This window comes from Marinobacter sp. SS8-8 (assembly GCF_030540945.1).
Taxonomy (GTDB): Bacteria; Pseudomonadota; Gammaproteobacteria; order Pseudomonadales; family Oleiphilaceae; genus Marinobacter.
The window spans coordinates 244000-262991 of record NZ_JASSVN010000004.1 but is presented as its reverse complement, the minus strand read 5'-3'; the positions used below and the strand labels follow the sequence as shown (position 1 = coordinate 262991).

The window sequence follows — 18992 nt, the reverse complement described above, 5'->3', positions numbered from 1 at the left end:
AACAGAACCTGGGTGCCTCCGAGGTATTGACGCAGCTGTTTACCGGGCGTGAGCCGGCTTTTATGTCGGCACCGGAACGGGGCTAACAGGGCTTTTTACGGGGAGGCAGCTGAATAGTTACGAAGTAATAGCACAAATCCTGGTCCCGCCATGCGGGACCAGGACGTCAAGCCCTGTTCCGCCGGAAACCTGCTTTCGGCGGAACACATCATTTACTATGGGTGTCTGTCGGTAGCAATCGGAAAATCGGAATAACCGAATGATTTATATGGATTTACGTCGAATTCACTGACGTATGGATGGAAGCATCAGGCATGGCCGGCAGCACCAGCCCCGGGCCGAACTCAGAAAAATGGGCCGACCGATTGGACCATACGATGAAATGATCACCGGACATGCCCGTTCACATGGTATGGGATCGTCATTGCATGACATGCGGCCAAGACAAGGATTTCCCGGGTCACTTGGGGTGTGCGGCAACGTCCTCCGAAATATGTCCATACGCCCTCAAGCATGGGTTGCTTCTTCGGTTTCGGCCGCCGCGGCATCCTCAATCTGAATTGTGGCGTGGGTGATCCCAAAGTCCTCGTGCATGGCCTCCCGGGCGGCGGCGAGCACGGTGCCCGCGCGCGCCATGTCGTCCACCACCAGATGGCCGCTCATCGCGTCGAGGCCCGAGGTCAGGGACCAGACGTGCAGATCGTGTACCTCGGTGACGCCGGGCATTTCGATCAGCCGCTGGCGCAAGAGCCCGGCATCGATATGGGCAGGGGCCCCTTCCAGCAGGATGCGCAGCGCCCCCTTCAGCAGGATCCAGGTGCGCGGCACGATAAAGAGCCCGATGGCTGCGCCGATGATCGGGTCGGCAATGGTCCAGCCGGTAAGCAACACCACCAGCGCCGCAAGGATCACCCCGACGGAGCCCAGCATGTCGGCCAGCACCTCGAAATAGGCCCCTTTGAGGTTTAGACTCTCCTGTGATCCGGCGTGGAGTATCCGCATCGAAATCAGGTTGACGATTAGCCCCACCACCGCAACCGCCAGCATCGGACCACCAAGAATCTCGGGCGGCGCGGACAGGCGCAAATACGCCTCGCGCAGCACGAAGGCAGTGACCAACAGAAGTACGACGGCATTGACCAGCGCCGAGAGCACCTCGGTGCGGACAAATCCATAGGTCATCTGAGGCGTGGCCGGTCGTTCGGCAAAGCGCACCGCAACAAGCGCCATGAACAGCCCGCCCACGTCTGTTGCCATATGCGCGGCATCGGCCAGCAACGCCAGGCTGCCCGTCCAAAGCCCGCCGATAACCTCAACAACAAGAAACGTGCCCGTCATTGCCAGCGTCCATTCCAGGCTTCCCTTGTGGCGGCTGGCGGAGGTTCCGCCGCCGTGCTTGCTGGAAGGATACCCACGGTCTTTGTCGTCGTCGCCACGCCGGCCGGGTTCACTCAGTTCAACAACCATCTTGCGGTTCTCCTTTCATTCGGGTGAGAGGAGTTCTGACTTTACTGGATCTCCTGCTATTGTTACAGCGCCAGTTCAGCGCGGCGGACAAGGCAGGATTTTGTCACTCGGATCATTCGCTATGCTACCGGGGAATATACCAATTCGTAAGAGATCCACCTTTCAGGAGAGAGCCCCACCTGCCAGACTGAATGGTGCTTTGCAGCATATTTCCGACGCCGCTTCAGGCAAGTGAGTTGCCCTTGTCGGGTGCTGTGCGGTTTCACGTCACCCGACCGGAAGCCAGGAATGCCAGAGGGCCGAACCGCTCGCCGAGGTGTCGATCCAATCCCAAATAGAGGCCGGCACGCGTTTGCCAAAGTAGGGCGAATACGAAGATGTAGATCACTGCCGCACCGATATCGGTTGTCCCAGCGACATAGGGGCCGCCGAATCCTTCAGCAGTTGACCAGATGCCAAACGCCAGAACAGATCCGCCCAGATAGGCAAGGTTGGACAAGAAGCCAAAAATGAGGGCGAACGCCAGCGTTGTTTCCGCGAGTGCCACGAAATACGCGAAAGCAACCGGGTCCACACTCACAACTTCTATCCAGAAATTTATCCAGGCCTTCACCAATGTCGGCTGACCTGTCAACGCTCCACTAAGATAGCTGGACATGTCGTTGATGAAACCAGGCCGCCATTTGAACTGAGCGTCAATCAGCCAAATGACGCCGAACAATATGCGAATAATGCCAATACCTTTGGCACGGGGTTGTGGAACTAACATTTTATTTTTCCTCATAATAACTGTTTCTGGAGTTACAATACTCCATGTGCCAGCCGTGGCAAAGCGTGCTCGTGTCTTTCTCCACCCGTAGCTGCGGCTCGGCCAGTTTCTTGGGAAATCTCCAGATCCCGCGGCCGCCGGCAATCGGGCCGTCGTCGTTGAGGAGCATTGCATGCACATAGGCTCCCTTGCGCCCCTAGAATTCCAAGGGAATGACCTGGCCGGATTCAGTGTAGTCGCCAAAGCCTGTACTATCCGGCATGCGGATGAATTCGTATTTCACAATTGGCTCGGTGACCTGAAGGGGTTCAGGGACATCGCGAAGGCGTTCTTGATAGCGTTGGCGGGTTCATTGGTTGGTTATCCTTTTAATCACGGGTTGGACGAATTGGCAAGTATGTGATCTTCGTCCGACTCAAATGCCTCATTGATCACGCCGTACATGCAGGAGCCTGACGTAGATCGACGTGACAGTCCTGCGACGCTTTATGCGGTGAGGTCGAAGACATTCACGCGCTCTGCAGCGTCATGCCTTGCCTTCCAATCCGGGTGGGACAGCGTTCGCTAGACATCGTTTCGTCCGGCGGCCCAGTGATCCAGCATCGAGCGCCACTTTTGATTCGATTGCGATACCTTCTGCACGGTCTAGTTGGTCTGCTCCCAATTTCAGCTGCTCACGTAGTCGGGTCAGTTTGATCTCGTGAATCCAGTCTTCATGGGTTTCCATAAAACGGATGACTTCGTTGGCATTGTTGTACAGGCCGGTTTCCACTTTGGCTTTAACGCGAGATTCCAGTTTGGGGGTTAGTGATATGTGCATAATGGCCTCCAGGTGCAAGCACTTCCACAAAGAATGCTTGGCCGAAATACAGGGATTGTCAATGTTTGTATTGACTGGTCGGGAATCTCAGGAGTTGCAGCGTTCATTAGGAATTTTTTTGAGCAGTTTGATGCCGTGGGCACGAATAGCTTCATGGGGGTTGTCACAAGCCTGGCAAAAGGCATCGAACTGCGCGTTGGCTAGAGTTGAATGGCGAAAACAATTGCATTAAAGTGCAACTATGCATACGTTGACAATTCAACCCAAGACTCTGTTTCGGGCCCTGGCCGACGGGACCCGGCTACGCATCATCCGCCTGCTGGTGACAACGGGGGAGGAGGCCTGCCTGTGCGAGCTGGTCGATAGTCTCAAGGAACCGGCCTACAAACTCTCTCGCCATCTGAAGATCCTGCGCCAGTCTGGCTTGTTGTCTGCCCAGAAGGACGGAAGCTGGATCTACCATCGCCTGGTAACCAAACCCCTCTATATGAAGAAGCTGACGGCGACAGTGTGTGCGCTACCGGATCCGGAGCAGGTCTTTCAGGCGGATCTCACGCGCTTTGAGGAACGTATGGGCCTGCGCGAAGGCGGGCGTTGCCGGGTGGGTATTTTGACCAATGACCTGAAGGCGGAAGCTAGGTAATGGCTCGCCCGGGTTGCGCCACCGTTGAAGCCGGGCAGGCGATGCCGCCACCCTGGCGCAATCCGCAGGTGGTGACCTCGGCAACCTCGGGTTTGCTGCTGGCGGTAGGTTTTATCGGCGGCAAGCTGGGTTTGGCGTCGTTGCCGGAAACCGGTTTGTATCTCCTGTCCGTCATCATCGGCGGCTGGTATTTCGGTCGCGAGGCTTTCGAGGAACTGGTCAGAGAGCGGGAGATCGGTATCGAGCTGCTGATGAGCCTGGCTGCCATCGTTGCCGGTCTCATGGGCCAGTGGGCCGAGGCCGCCAGCCTGGTGTTTCTCTATTCCATCTCCGAGGCGGCCGAAGGCTACACGGCGGAGCGCACCCGCCATGCTGTACGTTCACTGATGGACCTGGCGCCCAAGACCGCCCTGGTGGCGCGCGATGGCAAGGAGATGCGTGTTCCCGTCGAAGACCTTCAGGTTGGCGATGTCTTCATCGTCCATCCCGGCGAGGCGGTGGCCACCGACGGTGAGATCATCGACGGTCGCTCCAGCCTCAACCAGGCCCCGGTTACCGGCGAATCAGTGCCAGTGGAAAAAGCGGTGGGTGATACCGTGTTCGCCGCCACCCTCAACAGCGAGGGCGCGCTCAGTGTGCGGGTCACCAAGACCACGGTCGACAACACCCTCGCGCGCATCATCCAGTTGGTGGAAGCGGCTCAGGCCAGCAAGGGCCGCAGCCAACGCTTTATCGAGCGTTTCGGCAAACGTTATAGCCCGGTTGTACTCGGCGTCGGCGTCCTGTTGGCGCTGGTGCCGGGGCTGCTTGGCCTGGGCTGGGAAGAATGGCTGACTCGCGCTACAGTATTCATTGTTGCCGCTGCTCCCTGCGCGTTGGTGATTTCCATCCCCATCACCCTGGTGGCGGCCATCGGCACCGCGGGCCGCAAGGGTATTCTGGTCAAGGGTGGCGTGCACCTGGAAAACGTGGCGCGGATTCGCGTTGTCGCTCTGGACAAGACAGGTACACTGACCCTGGGCCAACCGCGGGTTACCGATATCTTACCCTTGAACGGCGGCAATGAAGCGGGTGTGCTCGGCATTGCCGCGGCACTCGAAGCTCGCTCCCAGCACCCACTGGCGCGCGCAGTGCTGGATCGCGCCATGGAGCAAGGCATCGAGGCCCTGCCTGCCGAAGACTTTCAGTCTCTGACGGGTGCCGGCGCCACGGGATGGGTCAAGGGCGAGCAATATTTCATCGGTAGTCCGGCTCTGTTTGCCGAAAAACAGGTAGCATTGGCCGAGGCCGAGGCGCGTATCGAGGAACTGCAGGCTGCAGGTAATACGGTCGTCGTCATCGGCACCAGCCAGGTGGCGCTCGGCCTCATCGCCATCGCCGATCCCTTGCGGCCGGAAGCGGCGGAGGCTGTCGCTAACTTGAAGCGGGCCGGGATTCACAAAGTCATTATGTTGACCGGTGACAACCCGCGCACCGCCCAAGCTATCGCCGCCCAGGCCGGTATCGACGAGGTGTTCGCCGAACTCAAGCCCGAAGACAAGACCCGCAAAGTGAAAGAACTCGACCAAGAATACGGCCGTGTGGCGATGGTGGGTGATGGTGTCAATGACGCCCCGGCACTGGCCGCCGCCTACGTGGGTATCGCTATGGGTGCGGCCGGTACCGACGTGGCGCTGGAAACCGCGGACGTGGCCTTGATGGCCGACGATCTCTCCAGACTGCCGTACCTGATCCGTTTCAGTCGCCGCAACTGGAACGTGATCCGCCAGAACCTGGCCCTGTCCGTTGTTGTGATCGGCGTCCTGATCGTCGGTGCCATCAGCGGGGTGTTTTCGCTACCCATCGCCGTGCTCGCCCATGAAGTCAGCGAGTTCGTGGTGATCGCCAGCGGCCTGCGGATGTTGAAGGCCTAGCGGGTGGGCATCAAGCCGACCTGCTGGCTTTTTGCGGTTTATTTACGATTGAGTGAGAATAACCGGAACCCGCCTGAACAAGGGGTCGGAAGAAGGCTTTCTTCTGACCCCGGCTTAACCGATGCCAGGCCCGAAAAACAATGTCCCGAACAGAAACCGATCAATATTGGATGACCCGGGCTCTGCAGCTTGCCTCGGAGGCCGCACTAAGGGGAGAGGTGCCGGTAGGCGCCGTGGTGGTGCTCGACGGCAGGGAGATCGGGGCAGGTTTCAATGCGCCGATTTCCGGTTGCGATCCGACCGCCCATGCTGAGATCCGGGCGTTGCGGGATGCGGCCGCCCGGGTTGGCAATTACCGGCTGCCTGGCGCCACGCTTTACGTTACGCTGGAGCCCTGTACCATGTGTGTGGGTGCCATTGTCCATGGCCGCATCAGCCGCCTTGTGTACGGCGCTGCCGAACCGAAGGCCGGGGCGGTGGAATCGGCACGCCGGACGTTGGAAGAGTCTCATCTGAACTGGGGTGTGACTGCGGTCGGCGGTGTTCTGGCCGATCAGTGCAGTGAGGCGATCACTGAATTTTTCAGTCGGCGGCGGGCGGAAATCCGGCGCCTTCGCAAACAACCTTCAGGGAAGGAGTAGTCCTCGCCTATGAAAGTCCTCGTTACCGGCGGTGCCGGGTATATTGGCAGTCATGTGGTTCGTCAGCTGGGCCAGGCCGGTCACGACATCGTGGTCTTCGATAATCTCTCCACAGGCTACCGCTGGGCGGTCACCGCTGGCGAACTGGTGGTTGGGGATCTGGGCGATGAGGCGGCGCTCGAGGATCTGTTCTCCCGTCACCGGTTTGAGGCGGTTCTGCATTTTGCGGCCAACATTGTGGTGCCGGAATCCGTTGCCAACCCCTTGAAATACTACAGCAACAATACTCGCAATACCCTGAATCTTCTGAAAGCGGTCGAAAAGCACCAAGTGCCTTACATGGTGTTTTCCTCCACTGCGGCCGTCTATGGCATGCCTGAGCAGACGGTGCTGACCGAGGATCTGCCGCTGGCCCCCATCAATCCCTACGGCGCCTCCAAGATGATGAGCGAACGGATGATCATGGACCTGGCCGCAGCCTCCGGCCTTAACTACGTGATCCTGCGCTATTTCAATGTGGCAGGCGCCAATCCTGGCGGCCTGCTCGGCCAGGCTACACCCGAGGCGACCCACCTGATCAAGGTGGCCTGTGAATGCGTCACCGGCCAGCGCGAAGGCATGAGTGTCTTCGGTACCGACTACGACACCCGCGACGGCACCTGCATCCGGGATTACATCCATGTTGAAGATCTGGCCAAAGCGCATGTCATGGCGCTGGATTACATGGCGGACGGCGGTCGTTCGAAGGTCATGAACTGCGGTTATGGTCGCGGGTTTACGGTTCGCGAAGTGATTGATGTTGTGAAAACACAGTCCGGCGTCGATTTTCCAGTTACCGAAACCACCCGGCGTGCGGGCGACCCGGCGGCATTGATGGCGGATAACACGTTAATCAGGCAAACCCTCGGATGGCAACCTGATTACGATGACCTGGACACTATTGTGGGAACGGCTCTGGCCTGGGAAGCAATCTGGCAGAAGAAAAAAACCAGCGACACCCATTAATTTCTTGTTTGTATTGGGATTTAACGGATGAAAATTACGATTTTTGGAACCGGTTATGTAGGGCTTGTGACCGGCGCATGTCTGGCGGATGTTGGTCATCACGTTCTGTGTATGGACGTTGATCAGGCCAAGATCGAAAAGCTGAAGAATGGCCAGATTCCCATCTACGAGCCAGGTCTGGACAGCATTGTGAAGCACACCGTCGAGGCAGGGCGTCTTTCCTTTACCACAGACACCGAAGAAGCCGTCGGCCACGGGACCTTGCAGTTTATTGCGGTCGGCACGCCTCCGGATGAGGACGGGTCAGCGGATCTGCAGTACGTTACTGCTGTGGCCCGGTCCATCGGTGAATTCATGGACGACTACAAGGTGGTCGTGGACAAGTCCACGGTGCCGGTTGGTACTGGTGACAAGGTCGGGGCAGCGGTTCGGGCCCAGCTTGACCGCCGTGGGCTGGAGCTGGACTTCGATGTGGTGTCCAACCCCGAGTTCCTCAAGGAAGGCGCGGCCATCAATGATTTCATGAAGCCTGATCGCATTGTTGTCGGTACCGACAGCGAGCGGGCGGCAGAACTGCTGCGGGAAGTCTATTACCCGTTCAACCGCAGCCATGACCGTATGATCTTCATGGATCTGAGGTCTGCGGAGCTCACCAAGTATGCCGCCAATTCCATGCTGGCTACCAAGATCAGCTTCATGAATGAGATCGCCAACCTGGCCGAACGACTGGGCGCGGACATTGAAGCTGTCCGTCGTGGTATTGGTTCCGATCCCCGGATTGGCTATCATTTCATCTACCCCGGCTGTGGTTACGGTGGTTCCTGCTTCCCGAAAGATGTACAGGCGCTGGCCCGGACGGCCAGTGACTGTGGCTACGATGCGCGGCTGCTGAACGCGGTTGAGGCGGTCAACTACGCCCAGAAGCACGTCCTGTTCGATAAGATCAGTCACTACTTCGGTGGCGACCTGAAGGGCAGGGTCGTGGCCATTTGGGGGCTGGCCTTCAAGCCCAACACTGACGACATGCGCGAAGCGTCCGCCCGTACCCTGATGGAAGACCTGTGGAAAGCCGGCGCCACCGTTCAGGCCTTTGATCCCGAGGCCATGGAAGAAACCCAGCGCATCTACGGTGACCAGGACGGTCTGACCCTCTGCGGTACCAAAGAGCAAGCACTCAAGGGCGCGGATGTGCTGGCAATCTGCACCGAATGGAAGGAGTTCCGTTCACCGGATTTCGAGTCGGTCGCTTCCTCTCTCCGTGAGCCGGTCGTGTTCGACGGTCGCAACCTGTACGAGCCGGAGATGCTGGAGCGTTACGGTCTGATTTACTACGCCATCGGCCGTGGCCGCAGCCAGTTCCATTCGCAGTAATCACATTGGCAGCAAACAAGGGGGGGCGATCATGAGCGGCCCAGAGGACTTCCGGTTACACGAACGGTTAAATGCCGATACCATTGGTCTCGGCAATAGTCCGCTGTGTGAGATCCGGCTGATGAATGACAGTGCCTGGCCCTGGGTGCTTCTGGTCCCGGCTGTTGCCGGTGTCCGGGAGATTTACCAGTTGCCGGCGGATCAGCAGCACCAGTTGGTGCGGGAGTCATCAGCGCTGAGCGAGGCCATGATGGACGTGTTCGGCGGCGACAAGATGAACGTCGCCGCCCTCGGCAACATGGTGCCCCAGCTTCACATTCACCATATCGTGCGTTTCGAAGGCGACCCGGCGTGGCCAGGCCCGGTGTGGGGCACGCAGGCGCCGGTGCCTTATACCGATCAGGAGCTGGAGCTGGTCCGCAACCGGCTTGGTCCGGTGCTCTTGGAACTCCGGTCGGGCGTCTAGCGCCCTGAACGAGCCTGGTATTTTGCCAGCGTCTGGGAGCCGACCAGAATCATCCGTAGCTCGGTTTTCAGCTTGACCTTGAGTTCCTCACGCTCCTTCGGAGTCGCATCCAGCGCCTCGGCACCCTGGTTGAATACCAGTGTCACCATGGCTTCCGCCACCAATCTGGCTTCGGAAAGTGGCTTGCCCTGCTCGTCCGCGACCCGCCGGAGGTCATCGGCCAGTTCCGTCACGAAATGGTCAATCTCCGCTTTCACAGCTGTTCGAAATGTGGTTGAAACCCCCGTACGCTCACGCAGCATCAGCCGGAAAAGGTTGGAATTGTTGCCCAAATACTCCATGAAGGTTTCCACGGATGTCGAAATGGCGCTGCCACCGTCCCGGGCGATCCGTTTGCGGGCCTGGCGCATCAGTTGCCGAAGCGCAACGCCGCCTTCATCCACCAGCGCCAGCCCCAGCTCATCGAGTTCGGCAAAGTGTCGGTAGAAAGAGGTGGGGGCGATCCCCGCTTCCCGGGCAACCTCCCTCAGGCTGAGACTTCCGAAGCCCCGGTCAGCGTTTAACTGGGCAAGTGCAGCGTCCATCAGCGCTCGCCGTGTTTTCAGTTTCTGCTCCGCTCTGGTGGCCAAGTTCAGACTCCATCTGCTGGTAGAAAAGGCAGCATTCTAGCCGGCTGCCAACCCACAGTCATCCGGTCGCCTCATTTGCGTGCCAGCACGCCTGATTTTCAGCGCCATTGTGTTTATAATGGGCGGCTTTTCCGCTATGGTCGCGACATTTTTTGAGCGGGCACGAACAACGTAGCGCCGGGTGTGGTGGGCTTTTCCGAAACCTTGCGGAGCCATGGATGGCGGAGCAGAGCGTACAGGGACGTATCCACAGCGTGTTTCGGAAAGCACCGCCCCAGCCGAGGCGGCGAAAGACGAACATATTACGAATACATTAAACGTAACGAACAGGAACCGGTATGCGCAGTCATTATTGCGGTGGGATCAACGAATCCCACATTGATCAGGAAGTCACACTTTGCGGATGGGTCCACCGCCGTCGTGACCACGGTGGGGTTATCTTCCTGGATCTGCGGGATCGGGATGGTATGTCTCAGGTGGTTGTCGACCCTGACACCCCTGAAAGCTTTGCCCTGGCGGAGAAAGTCCGTAGCGAGTTTGTCATCAAAGTTAAGGGCCGCGTGCGCCGTCGTCCTGCCGGAACCGAGAACAACAACATGCCTACCGGGCAGGTTGAGCTGCTGGGCAAGGAGCTGGCCATCCTGAATGCCGCGGCAACGCCGCCGTTCCCGCTGGACGAGCATGTCGATGTGGGTGAGGACGTTCGCCTGCGTTACCGTTATGTGGATCTGCGCCGTCCGGAGATGATCAACCGTCTTCGTTTCCGCTCCCGGGTAACCAGCTACATCCGTAACTACCTTGACAGCAACGGCTTCATGGATGTGGAAACCCCCATCCTGACCCGCGCCACACCGGAAGGCGCCCGTGATTACCTGGTGCCCAGCCGTACCCACGAAGGTTCCTTCTTCGCGCTGCCCCAGTCGCCCCAGCTCTTCAAGCAACTGCTGATGGTGTCTGGCGTGGACCGTTACTACCAGATCGCCAAGTGCTTCCGGGACGAAGACCTGCGGGCGGACCGTCAGCCGGAATTTACCCAGGTGGACATCGAGGCCTCCTTCATTGACGAAGAGACCCTTATGGGCCTGAACGAGGACATGATTCGTTCCCTGTTCAAAGACGTGCTGGATGCTGAGTTGCCGCCCTTCCCACAAATGCCCTATGCCGAGGCCATGCAGCGCTACGGCAGCGACAAGCCAGACCTCCGTATTCCGCTGGAACTGCTGGATGTGAATGATCTGGTTGAGGGTGTGGACTTCAAGGTCTTCGCCGGCCCGGCCAAGGACCCGAAGGGCCGTGTGGCGGCCCTGCGTGTACCCAGGGGTGGCGAGCTGACCCGTAAGCAGATTGACGATTACACCAAATTCGTCGGCATCTATGGCGCCAGGGGCCTGGCCTATATCAAGGTCAACGACCTGTCCAGGGGCGTAGAGGGTTTGCAGTCTCCGATCATCAAGTTCCTGGGCGCCGACGTGGCCCAGGCGATCATGGAGCGAGTGGGTGCCGAAGACGGCGACATCGTGTTCTTCGGCGCCGACAAGGCAACCGTGGTCAACGAAGCCCTTGGCGCGCTGAGGACTAAAATCGGTCACGATCTGAATATGCTGACCTGCGAATGGGCACCGCTCTGGGTCGTGGATTTCCCGATGTTCGAGGAAACCCCGGACGGTGGCCTGACCGCGATTCACCACCCATTCACCGCGCCTTCCTGCAGCCCGGAAGACCTGGCGGCAGATCCGGCCAGTGCGTTGTCCCGCGCTTATGACATGGTGCTGAACGGTACCGAACTGGGTGGTGGGTCGATCCGTATCCATGACGAGAAAATGCAGGAAGCGGTGTTCCGTATCCTGGGTATCGGTGAGGAAGAAGCCCGGGCCAAGTTCGGCTTCCTCCTCGACGCCCTGAAGTTCGGATGCCCGCCTCATGGTGGCCTGGCCTTCGGCCTGGACCGTCTGGTGATGCTGATGACCGGCGCTACGTCCATTCGTGACGTGATCGCTTTCCCGAAAACCCAGAGCGCTACCTGTCTGATGACTCAGGCGCCGGGCGAAGTGGACGAGAAACAGCTGCGTGAGTTGCACATCCGTCTGCGTAAGCCAGCAAAACCGGTGGAAGGCAACAAGGCCGAATCAGGCGAGGGTAATAACTGAATTGTGAGCAATGGGTACGGGGCCTTGCGCTCTGCGCCCGGGCGACTGTCAGAGTCGCTGTGACCAGGCAGAGGCATTGATGTGGCGATAATTCTGGGCGTTGATCCCGGATCGAGAACTACCGGTTACGGCGTCATCCGTGTGGAAGGTCGGCACATCGAATACATCGACAGTGGTTGCATCCGCGTGGGTGAGAAACCCATGGCAGAGCGCCTGCAAACCATTTTCCAAAGTCTGGCCACGCTGATCGGCGAGTATCGTCCGGAAGAATTTGCCATCGAGCAGGTGTTCATGGCGCGCAATCCCGATTCGGCCCTGAAACTGGGCCAGGCCCGGGGGGCCGCTATCGTCAGTGCCGCCAACAGTGGCCTCGCGGTTCACGAGTATTCCGCCCGGCAGGTCAAGCAGGCAGTTGTCGGCAGGGGCGGGGCAGACAAGTCTCAGGTCCAGCACATGGTCCAGGTGTTGCTTTCACTCTCACGCAAACCCCAGGCGGACGCCGCCGATGCCCTGGCAATTGCGATGTGTCATGCTCACATGAGTCAGAGTATCCTGCGGGTGGCCAGTGGTGCCGGAAAGGTTCGAAGCGGTCGCGTGCGGCAACAGTAAACAGCTCACAAGAGCCACAGGAGATACCCCTTGATTGGTCGTATCCGAGGTATTCTGGTTGAAAAGGCTCCGGGCCAGGCGCTGATAGAGTGCGCTGGCCTTGGCTACGAAATCGACATTCCCTACACCACCTTCTTTCACCTGCCTGAAACGGGCGATGAAGTTACCCTTCACACCCATTTTGCCGTCCGGGAAGATGCCCAGAGCCTCTACGGCTTCGCCTCTCGGCTGGACAGGAATCTGTTTCGCCTGTTGATCAGGGTTAATGGCGTGGGGCCAAAACTGGCGGTGGGTATTCTTTCCGGCCTCGATGCCCGACAGTTTATCCGCTGTGTGGAAAACCGGGACTCCGCCTCGCTGGTCAAGCTGCCCGGGGTCGGTAAGAAGACGGCTGAGCGGCTTCTTATTGAAATGACCGACCGGATAGGGCAACTTGAAGGACAATTCGTGCCAACGTCGCCGGAAACGACAGGAGTGGGCCAGGTGGTCGGACACGCTGCATCTGGCGGGGCAGCGGCGACAGAGGAGGCGGAAGCCGCGCTGATTGCGCTGGGGTACAAGCCCCAGGAAGCGGCCAGGGCCATCAGCAAGGTGACAGAGGAGGGCATGAGCAGCGAGACCCTGATCCGGCTGGCCCTGCGCAACATGATTCCGGCCTGATCACCGAAACCTGTCGCGAACCTGTAGAGAGCGTAACGTGACACCCTCAAACCCCTTTGTACAATTGGGGCAGCCTGGAGCAGCGGGCAAATCGCAGCGGATAGAAGGCGAGGCACGATGTTGATTCCCACACTATGGGTGATGCCATGATCGAATCCGACCGGTTGATTTCGGCCCGGGCCGGCGAATACGAAGAAGTGCATGACAGGGCGATTCGCCCGGCTTTACTGGCCGAATACGTTGGCCAGCCGACCGTCCGTGAACAGATGGATATTTTTATTTCAGCCGCCCGTGGACGCCAGGAAGCTCTTGACCATGTGCTGATCTTCGGCCCGCCCGGTCTTGGTAAAACCACCCTCGCCAATATCATTGCCAACGAGATGGCGGTGTCCATCAAGACAACCTCGGGCCCGGTCCTGGAGAAGGCCGGGGATCTAGCGGCGATGCTGACCAACCTTGAGGAGGGCGACGTTCTCTTTATTGACGAGATTCACCGCCTCAGCGCTGCCGTGGAAGAAGTGCTGTATCCGGCCATGGAAGATTACCAGTTGGACATCATGATCGGTGAAGGCCCGGCCGCCCGTTCAATCAAGCTGGATCTGCCGCCGTTTACCCTGGTAGGGGCCACCACCCGTGCCGGTTTGCTGACATCGCCATTGCGAGACCGCTTCGGCATTGTCCAGCGCCTGGAGTTCTACAACACCGAAGATCTCACCCGTATTATTGTCCGATCCGCCCGCCTGTCTTCGGTTTCTATCGATGAAGCTGGTGCGTTCGAGATTGCACGCCGGTCACGGGGTACCCCGCGGATCGCCAACCGGCTGTTGCGCCGGGTCCGTGATTTTGCCGAAGTCCGCTCCGATGGTCGTATCACCTCTGACATTGCTGATCAGGCCCTGAACATGCTGAAAGTGGACAGTCAGGGCTTCGACCATATGGATCGCCGGCTGTTGCTGGCGATGATTGAAAAGTTTGATGGTGGTCCCGTGGGGGTGGAGAGCCTTGCCGCCGCCATCAGTGAGGAGCGGGGCACGATCGAGGATGTGCTCGAACCCTTCCTGATCCAGCAGGGCTATATGCTGCGTACGCCGAGGGGTCGCATGGTCACCTCCAATGCCTACCAGCATTTCGGGGTTACCCCACCAAAATCGGGCAGGGAGGACGATCTTTTTGGTTGAACAGTCGGCAGAAACGGGTTTTGAATTGCCGGTCCGGGTCTATATCGAAGACACGGACGCGGGAGGCATTGTATTCCATGCCAAATATCTTCATTACATGGAGCGGGCCCGGACCGAGTGGGTGCGCAGTTGTGGTATTGGTTTGAGGGCGGGTCTTGCCGAAAATATCAGCTATGTCGTGCAGAGGCTGTCTATCCACTACTCTGTAGCGGCGAAGCTCGACGACGAACTGCTGGTAACGGCCGAGCCAGTGGCTTTCGGCCGGGTGTGGATGGACTTCAGGCAGAGGGTCAGTCGCGCTGCGGACCGGAAACTGCTCTGCGACGGTGAAGTACGGGTTGCCTGTGTCTCCCTGGACACCGGCCGCCCCCGTCGCCTGCCGGACAATATGCGGGAACTGCTGGACAGGAATGTCCAGCCTCCTGAAACAACTCACAGAATGAGCCAGGAGTAAGAGGTGGATTCAGAACTTTCAGTCTGGTACCTGATTGCAAACGCCGGTGTATTGGTCCAGCTGGTCATGCTTTTGCTGGCCCTGGCATCAATTATGTCCTGGGCGCTTATTTTCCAGCGCCTTCAGGTGTTCCGAAAAGCCAAACAGGCGCAGCTGGCATTTGAGGACCGTTTCTGGTCTGGTATGGATCTCGGCCAGTTGTACCGGGAAGTGAATGCTGAACCGACACCGTTTTCTGGTATGGAATCGCTGTTTCGGGCCGGTTTCAAGGAATTTTCCCGGCTGCGCCAGCAAAGCCGTGATGCCGATGCCGTGATGGAAGGCACTCAGCGGGCAATGCGTGTTGCCTTCTCCCGCGAGCAGGAGCGCCTGGAGGTCCACCTTCCGTTTCTGGCAACGGTCGGCTCGACAAGCCCCTATGTGGGCCTGTTCGGTACTGTATGGGGCATCATGAATTCATTTCGCGGCCTGGCCCAGGTGCAGCAGGCGACGCTGGCAACCGTTGCCCCGGGTATTTCCGAAGCGCTGATTGCAACCGCTATGGGTCTGTTTGCGGCAATTCCGGCGGTGATCGCCTACAACCGATTTTCCGCCATGTCCGATGCACTGCTGAAGAATTATGAAACCTTTGCGGATGAGTTCTCCAGTATTCTTCACCGCCGTGTTCACCAGACTGAAAAGAGCGCCGCGTGATGGCTGCACCTTTTGAGGGCAGGAGTCGGGGCAGGAGCCAAAGTTTATGAAAGGCATGGGAATGATGCCGGAACATCGGCGAAAGCCAATGTCGGAAATCAATGTGGTTCCGTACATTGACGTGATGCTGGTGCTGCTGATTATTTTTATGGTGACCGCACCGATGCTGACTCAGGGCGTCAAGGTGGATCTGCCACAGACCACCTCTGATCCGATTCAGGCGGATAAAGACGTCGAGTCGGTCATCGTTTCTGTGGACGCTAACGGTGCCTACTACGTGGAAGTGGGCGATAAGGGCAGCGATCCGATGTCGCTGGCCGAAGTCCGGGAGCAGGTCGCCAAAATTCTGTCTCAGCGCTCCTCCAGTGAAATTCTGGTCCGTGGCGATGAATACGTTGAATATGGCACGGTGGTCCGTCTGATGGCGGCATTGCAGGGTGCCGGTGCCAGCAGTATTGGCCTGATCACTGAATCACCCCGGGACGACAAGTGACACCGGTGCGGGCAGGAGTGTTGTGAGAGATAACCAGCGCGAAGTAACCACAACCGGAGTGCCGCCCTGGAAGTCGCCGGTGGTGCTGTCGGTAATGCTTCATGTGCTGATCGTTGGCATTGCGCTGACAGGCTGGTCCTGGAGCTCGCCGGAACACGAACCGCCGCCCAGAAGCATCTCGGCACGCCTGATCACGCTGCAGGAACCAGAGCCAAGCGCGATAGTGGATCCGGTGGACCAGCAAAAACGGGACGAGGATCGCAGGGCCGAGGAACAGCGCAAGCAGGCAGAGGTCGAGAAGCGACGCCAGGAAGAAGAGGCACGCCGGGTTGCCCAGCAGAAGCAACAGGAAGAGGAGAAGCGGCTCCGGCAGCAGAAGGAGCGTGAGCAACAGGAAGCCGAGGCAAAGGAACGGAAGGCCCGGAAAGCGCGTGAAGAGGAAGCCGCCCGTCAAAAAGCCGAGGCTGAGGCGAAAGAGCGCGAACGCCAGAAGGCTGAGGAAGCAAAGCGGCGGCAGGAAGAGGCCAGAAAGAAGGCTGAGGAACAGAAGCGCCGGCAGGAAGAGCAGCACAAGCGTGAAGAGGCGGAGCGCAAGCGCCAGGAAGAGTTGGCGCGCCAGGAGGCTGAACGCAAGCGTCTTGAGGCGGAACGGAAGCTCCGGGAGCAGCAGTTGGAAGCCCAGGCAGATGAAGCCCGGCGAGCGCGCGAGGCGGAGGCTCGCCGCCAGCAAGAGGCGGCAGCCGCAAAGGCCAGAGAAGCGCAAATGCTGTCCGAGAGTGAGAAGTATCAGGCACTGATACGGGAAAGGCTCAGCCAGGCGTGGTATCCGCCGCCGTCGGCCACCGAGGAGATGACAGCGCGGTTGCAGATCACGCTGCTGCCTACGGGTGAACTTGCCAGTGTGAAACTGGTCACCAGCAGTGGCAATACCGCTTTCGACAATTCAGCTCTGGGCGCTGTACGCTCCCTGAGCCGTTACCCGATACCCAGCGAGCGTGATACGTTTGAACGGTATTTCCGACAGTTTACGATAGAGTTCAACCCACGCAGGTTGCGATAAGGATACGGATAACACCATGACACAGGGGATTTGGAACAACTTGTCAAAGCCAATGCTGGCAGCAATCGTTCTGGTATTCGTCGCCGTCTCAGGTGTACGGGCAGAACTGCTGATCCGGGTAACCGAGGGTGCGGATTCCGCCATACCTGTCGCTGTGGTTCCATTCGCCGAGTCTGGTCAGCTGCCCGCCGGAGACAAGGTCGGCAGTATTGTTCAGGCGGACCTCACCATGACAGGCGAATTTCGCACCCTGCCACCGGAAAAGATGCTGAGCCTGCCATCCAGGCGGGAAGAAGTGTATTTCCGGGACTGGCGTTTGCTAGGCCAGCGTTATGTGCTTGTTGGCGGGCTCACCCGCAGTGGCGACCGGGTTCAGGCCCGCTACGAGCTCTTCGACGTAAACCGCGAGGAGCGGATTCTGGGTGAAACGGCGGCAGCGCCCGCGTCCAATATGCGATCCCTTGCCCACCACATCAGCGACAAGGTTTACGAAGCAATTACCGGCGTGCCCGGGGTATTTTCGACCCAGCTTGCCTTCGTGACTCTGGATACCGCCAACGGCAAGCCGCGCTACCGTTTGCAGGTAAGCGATGTGGACGGCAAGCGGGCCCGCATCCGGCTGGAAAGTCAGGAGCCGATCCTGTCGCCGGCCTGGTCGCCGGATGGCAAAAAGCTGGCCTACGTCTCCTTTGAAACCGGAAAACCGGTGATATTCGTGCATGAACTTGTCAGTGGCAAGCGTACAAAGGTTGCGGATTTCCCGGGTCTTAACTCGGCGCCTGCCTGGTCCGGTGATGGCAGGTCGCTGCTGATGACGCTTTCCAGGGACGGTAATGCGGAGATTTACCGCATGGATCTGGACACTGGCCAGTTGACCAGGCTGACCAACCATTGGGCGATCGATACCGAAGCGAACTGGGACGCCAGTGGCAAAGGAATTTTCTTCACCTCCGACCGTTCGGGGGGACCCCAGATCTATCACATGAAAACACCCGGTGCCGAACCCCGGCGCATTACCTTCGGTGGCCGTTACAACGCCCGCCCGCGGGCCGATAGCAGCGGAGAATTTGTCTATTATGTACATCAGCGTGACAGCGCTTTCCAAATTGCCCGTACAGACCTCGAAACCGGGGAGGAAACCATCCTCACCCGGACAGAGTCTGATGAATCTCCAAGTGTTGCCCCTAATGGCCGGATGCTGATCTATGCAACCGACCAGAATGGCACCAGCGTGCTTACCGTCATATCGTCCGATGGCGGGGCGGCATACAGTCTTCCGGGTTCCGAGGGGGAGGTTCGGGACCCGGCCTGGGGACCTCTGGTTCGCTGATGCCATAGCCCGACCGGCTTCGGTAATGGTTCAAGAAATAACGTCAATCAACTGAAAGGAAAAGATTATGAAGTTTTCAGCTCAATTCAAGGCATTTGCACTTTTGCTCTCCGTAGGCCTGGTTGCCGGCTGTAGTTCGACCGGCGGAACCGCGGAAGACGGCGAGTACGGCTCAGACGTCGGGGCTGTGGATCAGGAAGGCGGTTCTACCGTGTACGGCGGTGATGATCAGCGTGGCATTTCCTCCTCGGCAATGACAGAAGAAGAGCGTATGGCCGCCCGTGAACAGGCCGAGCAGGCAGCGCTGCGTGAGATCACCGTGTTCTATTTCGATTTCGACACCGCGGAAATCAAGCCGGAAGCCCGTGACGTCCTGGTGGCCCACGCCCGCTACCTGGCCAACAATCCGGGCCGGAATGTTCGTCTGGAAGGCCATGCCGACGAGCGCGGCTCCAAGGAGTACAACCTGGCCCTTGGTGAGCGCCGTGCCAACGCGGTTAAGCGCTTCCTGATTGTGAATGGTGCTTCACGGGGACAGATTGAAACCGTAAGCTATGGCGAAGAGAAGCCGGCAGTGATGGGTTCCAGTGAAAGTGCGTGGGCCCAGAACCGTCGTGTGGAACTCGTGTTTGAGTAATTACACA

General features: G+C 58.8%; 20 protein-coding genes and 1 pseudogene. 16 read left to right on the top strand and 5 right to left on the bottom strand.

The features are described from left to right. Positions 1-507: 507 nt before the first annotated feature. The 4 genes and pseudogenes from QPL96_RS06705 to QPL96_RS06690 all read right to left on the bottom strand — a co-directional run bounded on the left by QPL96_RS06705 (position 508) and on the right by QPL96_RS06690 (position 3056). A complete protein-coding gene (locus QPL96_RS06705; RefSeq protein ID WP_303286467.1) occupies positions 508-1467 on the bottom strand; it encodes a cation diffusion facilitator family transporter in 960 nt (319 codons plus the stop codon). Between the two features lie 262 nt (positions 1468-1729). Further along, positions 1730-2236 carry a DoxX family membrane protein gene (locus QPL96_RS06700; protein ID WP_303286465.1) on the bottom strand — a complete coding sequence of 169 codons (507 nt, stop codon included), beginning with the start codon at positions 2234-2236 and terminating at the stop codon, positions 1730-1732. A gap of 1 nt (position 2237) precedes the next feature. Then, a pseudogene (locus QPL96_RS06695) lies at positions 2238-2540 on the bottom strand (acetoacetate decarboxylase family protein); the annotation flags it as partial. A gap of 222 nt (positions 2541-2762) precedes the next feature. Further along, the gene (locus tag QPL96_RS06690; protein WP_303286463.1) at positions 2763-3056 is read right to left on the bottom strand and encodes a hypothetical protein; all 294 of its coding nucleotides are present in this window, start codon (positions 3054-3056) and stop codon (positions 2763-2765) included. 241 nt (positions 3057-3297) lie between these two features. Here QPL96_RS06690 and QPL96_RS06685 point away from each other — a divergent pair, with 241 nt between their 5' ends. From QPL96_RS06685 to QPL96_RS06660, 6 genes are all read left to right on the top strand, one after another. Further along, a complete protein-coding gene (locus tag QPL96_RS06685) occupies positions 3298-3699 on the top strand; it encodes a metalloregulator ArsR/SmtB family transcription factor (protein WP_303286462.1) in 402 nt (133 codons plus the stop codon). After that, on the top strand, positions 3699-5612 hold the full coding sequence (locus QPL96_RS06680; protein WP_303286461.1) for a cation-translocating P-type ATPase: 1914 nt from the start codon (positions 3699-3701) through the stop codon (positions 5610-5612). The genes QPL96_RS06685 and QPL96_RS06680 overlap by 1 nt, the downstream gene beginning before the upstream one ends. Positions 5613-5752: 140 nt before the next feature. Beyond that, the gene (tadA, locus tag QPL96_RS06675) at positions 5753-6253 is read left to right on the top strand and encodes a tRNA adenosine(34) deaminase TadA (protein WP_303286459.1); all 501 of its coding nucleotides are present in this window, start codon (positions 5753-5755) and stop codon (positions 6251-6253) included. A gap of 9 nt (positions 6254-6262) precedes the next feature. Continuing rightward, positions 6263-7258, top strand: a complete 996-nt coding sequence (gene galE, locus QPL96_RS06670; protein ID WP_303286458.1) for a UDP-glucose 4-epimerase GalE — start codon at positions 6263-6265, stop codon at positions 7256-7258. Between the two features lie 27 nt (positions 7259-7285). After that, positions 7286-8629, top strand: a complete 1344-nt coding sequence (locus tag QPL96_RS06665) for a UDP-glucose/GDP-mannose dehydrogenase family protein (protein WP_303286457.1) — start codon at positions 7286-7288, stop codon at positions 8627-8629. A 31-nt stretch (positions 8630-8660) separates the two neighbouring features. Continuing rightward, a complete protein-coding gene (locus QPL96_RS06660; RefSeq protein ID WP_303286456.1) occupies positions 8661-9095 on the top strand; it encodes an HIT domain-containing protein in 435 nt (144 codons plus the stop codon). On the opposite strand, the gene fabR is transcribed toward QPL96_RS06660, so the two are convergent. Next, positions 9092-9724, bottom strand: a complete 633-nt coding sequence (fabR, locus tag QPL96_RS06655) for an HTH-type transcriptional repressor FabR (protein ID WP_303286455.1) — start codon at positions 9722-9724, stop codon at positions 9092-9094. The two genes, QPL96_RS06660 and fabR, sit on opposite strands and share 4 nt — an antisense overlap. A gap of 338 nt (positions 9725-10062) precedes the next feature. Here fabR and aspS point away from each other — a divergent pair, with 338 nt between their 5' ends. From aspS to pal, 10 genes are all read left to right on the top strand, one after another. Next, positions 10063-11871 (top strand): aspartate--tRNA ligase, encoded by a 1809-nt coding sequence (gene aspS / locus QPL96_RS06650; protein ID WP_303286454.1) that lies wholly within the window; start codon positions 10063-10065, stop codon positions 11869-11871. Between the two features lie 81 nt (positions 11872-11952). After that, entirely contained in the window at positions 11953-12480 is a 528-nt protein-coding gene (ruvC, locus tag QPL96_RS06645; RefSeq protein ID WP_303286453.1) for a crossover junction endodeoxyribonuclease RuvC, read from the top strand. 30 nt (positions 12481-12510) lie between these two features. Further along, positions 12511-13140 carry a Holliday junction branch migration protein RuvA gene (gene ruvA, locus QPL96_RS06640; protein WP_303286451.1) on the top strand — a complete coding sequence of 210 codons (630 nt, stop codon included), beginning with the start codon at positions 12511-12513 and terminating at the stop codon, positions 13138-13140. 146 nt (positions 13141-13286) lie between these two features. Next, positions 13287-14318, top strand: a complete 1032-nt coding sequence (ruvB, locus tag QPL96_RS06635) for a Holliday junction branch migration DNA helicase RuvB (RefSeq protein ID WP_303286450.1) — start codon at positions 13287-13289, stop codon at positions 14316-14318. Beyond that, on the top strand, positions 14311-14772 hold the full coding sequence (gene ybgC / locus QPL96_RS06630; protein WP_303286448.1) for a tol-pal system-associated acyl-CoA thioesterase: 462 nt from the start codon (positions 14311-14313) through the stop codon (positions 14770-14772). Before ruvB ends, ybgC begins: the two co-directional genes overlap by 8 nt. Before the next feature lie 3 nt (positions 14773-14775). Continuing rightward, entirely contained in the window at positions 14776-15465 is a 690-nt protein-coding gene (tolQ, locus tag QPL96_RS06625) for a protein TolQ (RefSeq protein WP_303286446.1), read from the top strand. Positions 15466-15511: 46 nt separating this feature from the next. Further along, positions 15512-15958, top strand: a complete 447-nt coding sequence (gene tolR / locus QPL96_RS06620) for a protein TolR (RefSeq protein ID WP_303286444.1) — start codon at positions 15512-15514, stop codon at positions 15956-15958. A 79-nt stretch (positions 15959-16037) separates the two neighbouring features. After that, positions 16038-17018 carry a cell envelope integrity protein TolA gene (gene tolA, locus QPL96_RS06615; protein ID WP_303286479.1) on the top strand — a complete coding sequence of 327 codons (981 nt, stop codon included), beginning with the start codon at positions 16038-16040 and terminating at the stop codon, positions 17016-17018. A 16-nt stretch (positions 17019-17034) separates the two neighbouring features. Then, positions 17035-18348 carry a Tol-Pal system beta propeller repeat protein TolB gene (tolB, locus tag QPL96_RS06610; RefSeq protein WP_303286443.1) on the top strand — a complete coding sequence of 438 codons (1314 nt, stop codon included), beginning with the start codon at positions 17035-17037 and terminating at the stop codon, positions 18346-18348. Positions 18349-18415: 67 nt separating this feature from the next. After that, entirely contained in the window at positions 18416-18985 is a 570-nt protein-coding gene (gene pal, locus QPL96_RS06605; RefSeq protein WP_303286441.1) for a peptidoglycan-associated lipoprotein Pal, read from the top strand. The last annotated feature ends 7 nt before the right edge of the window (positions 18986-18992 follow it).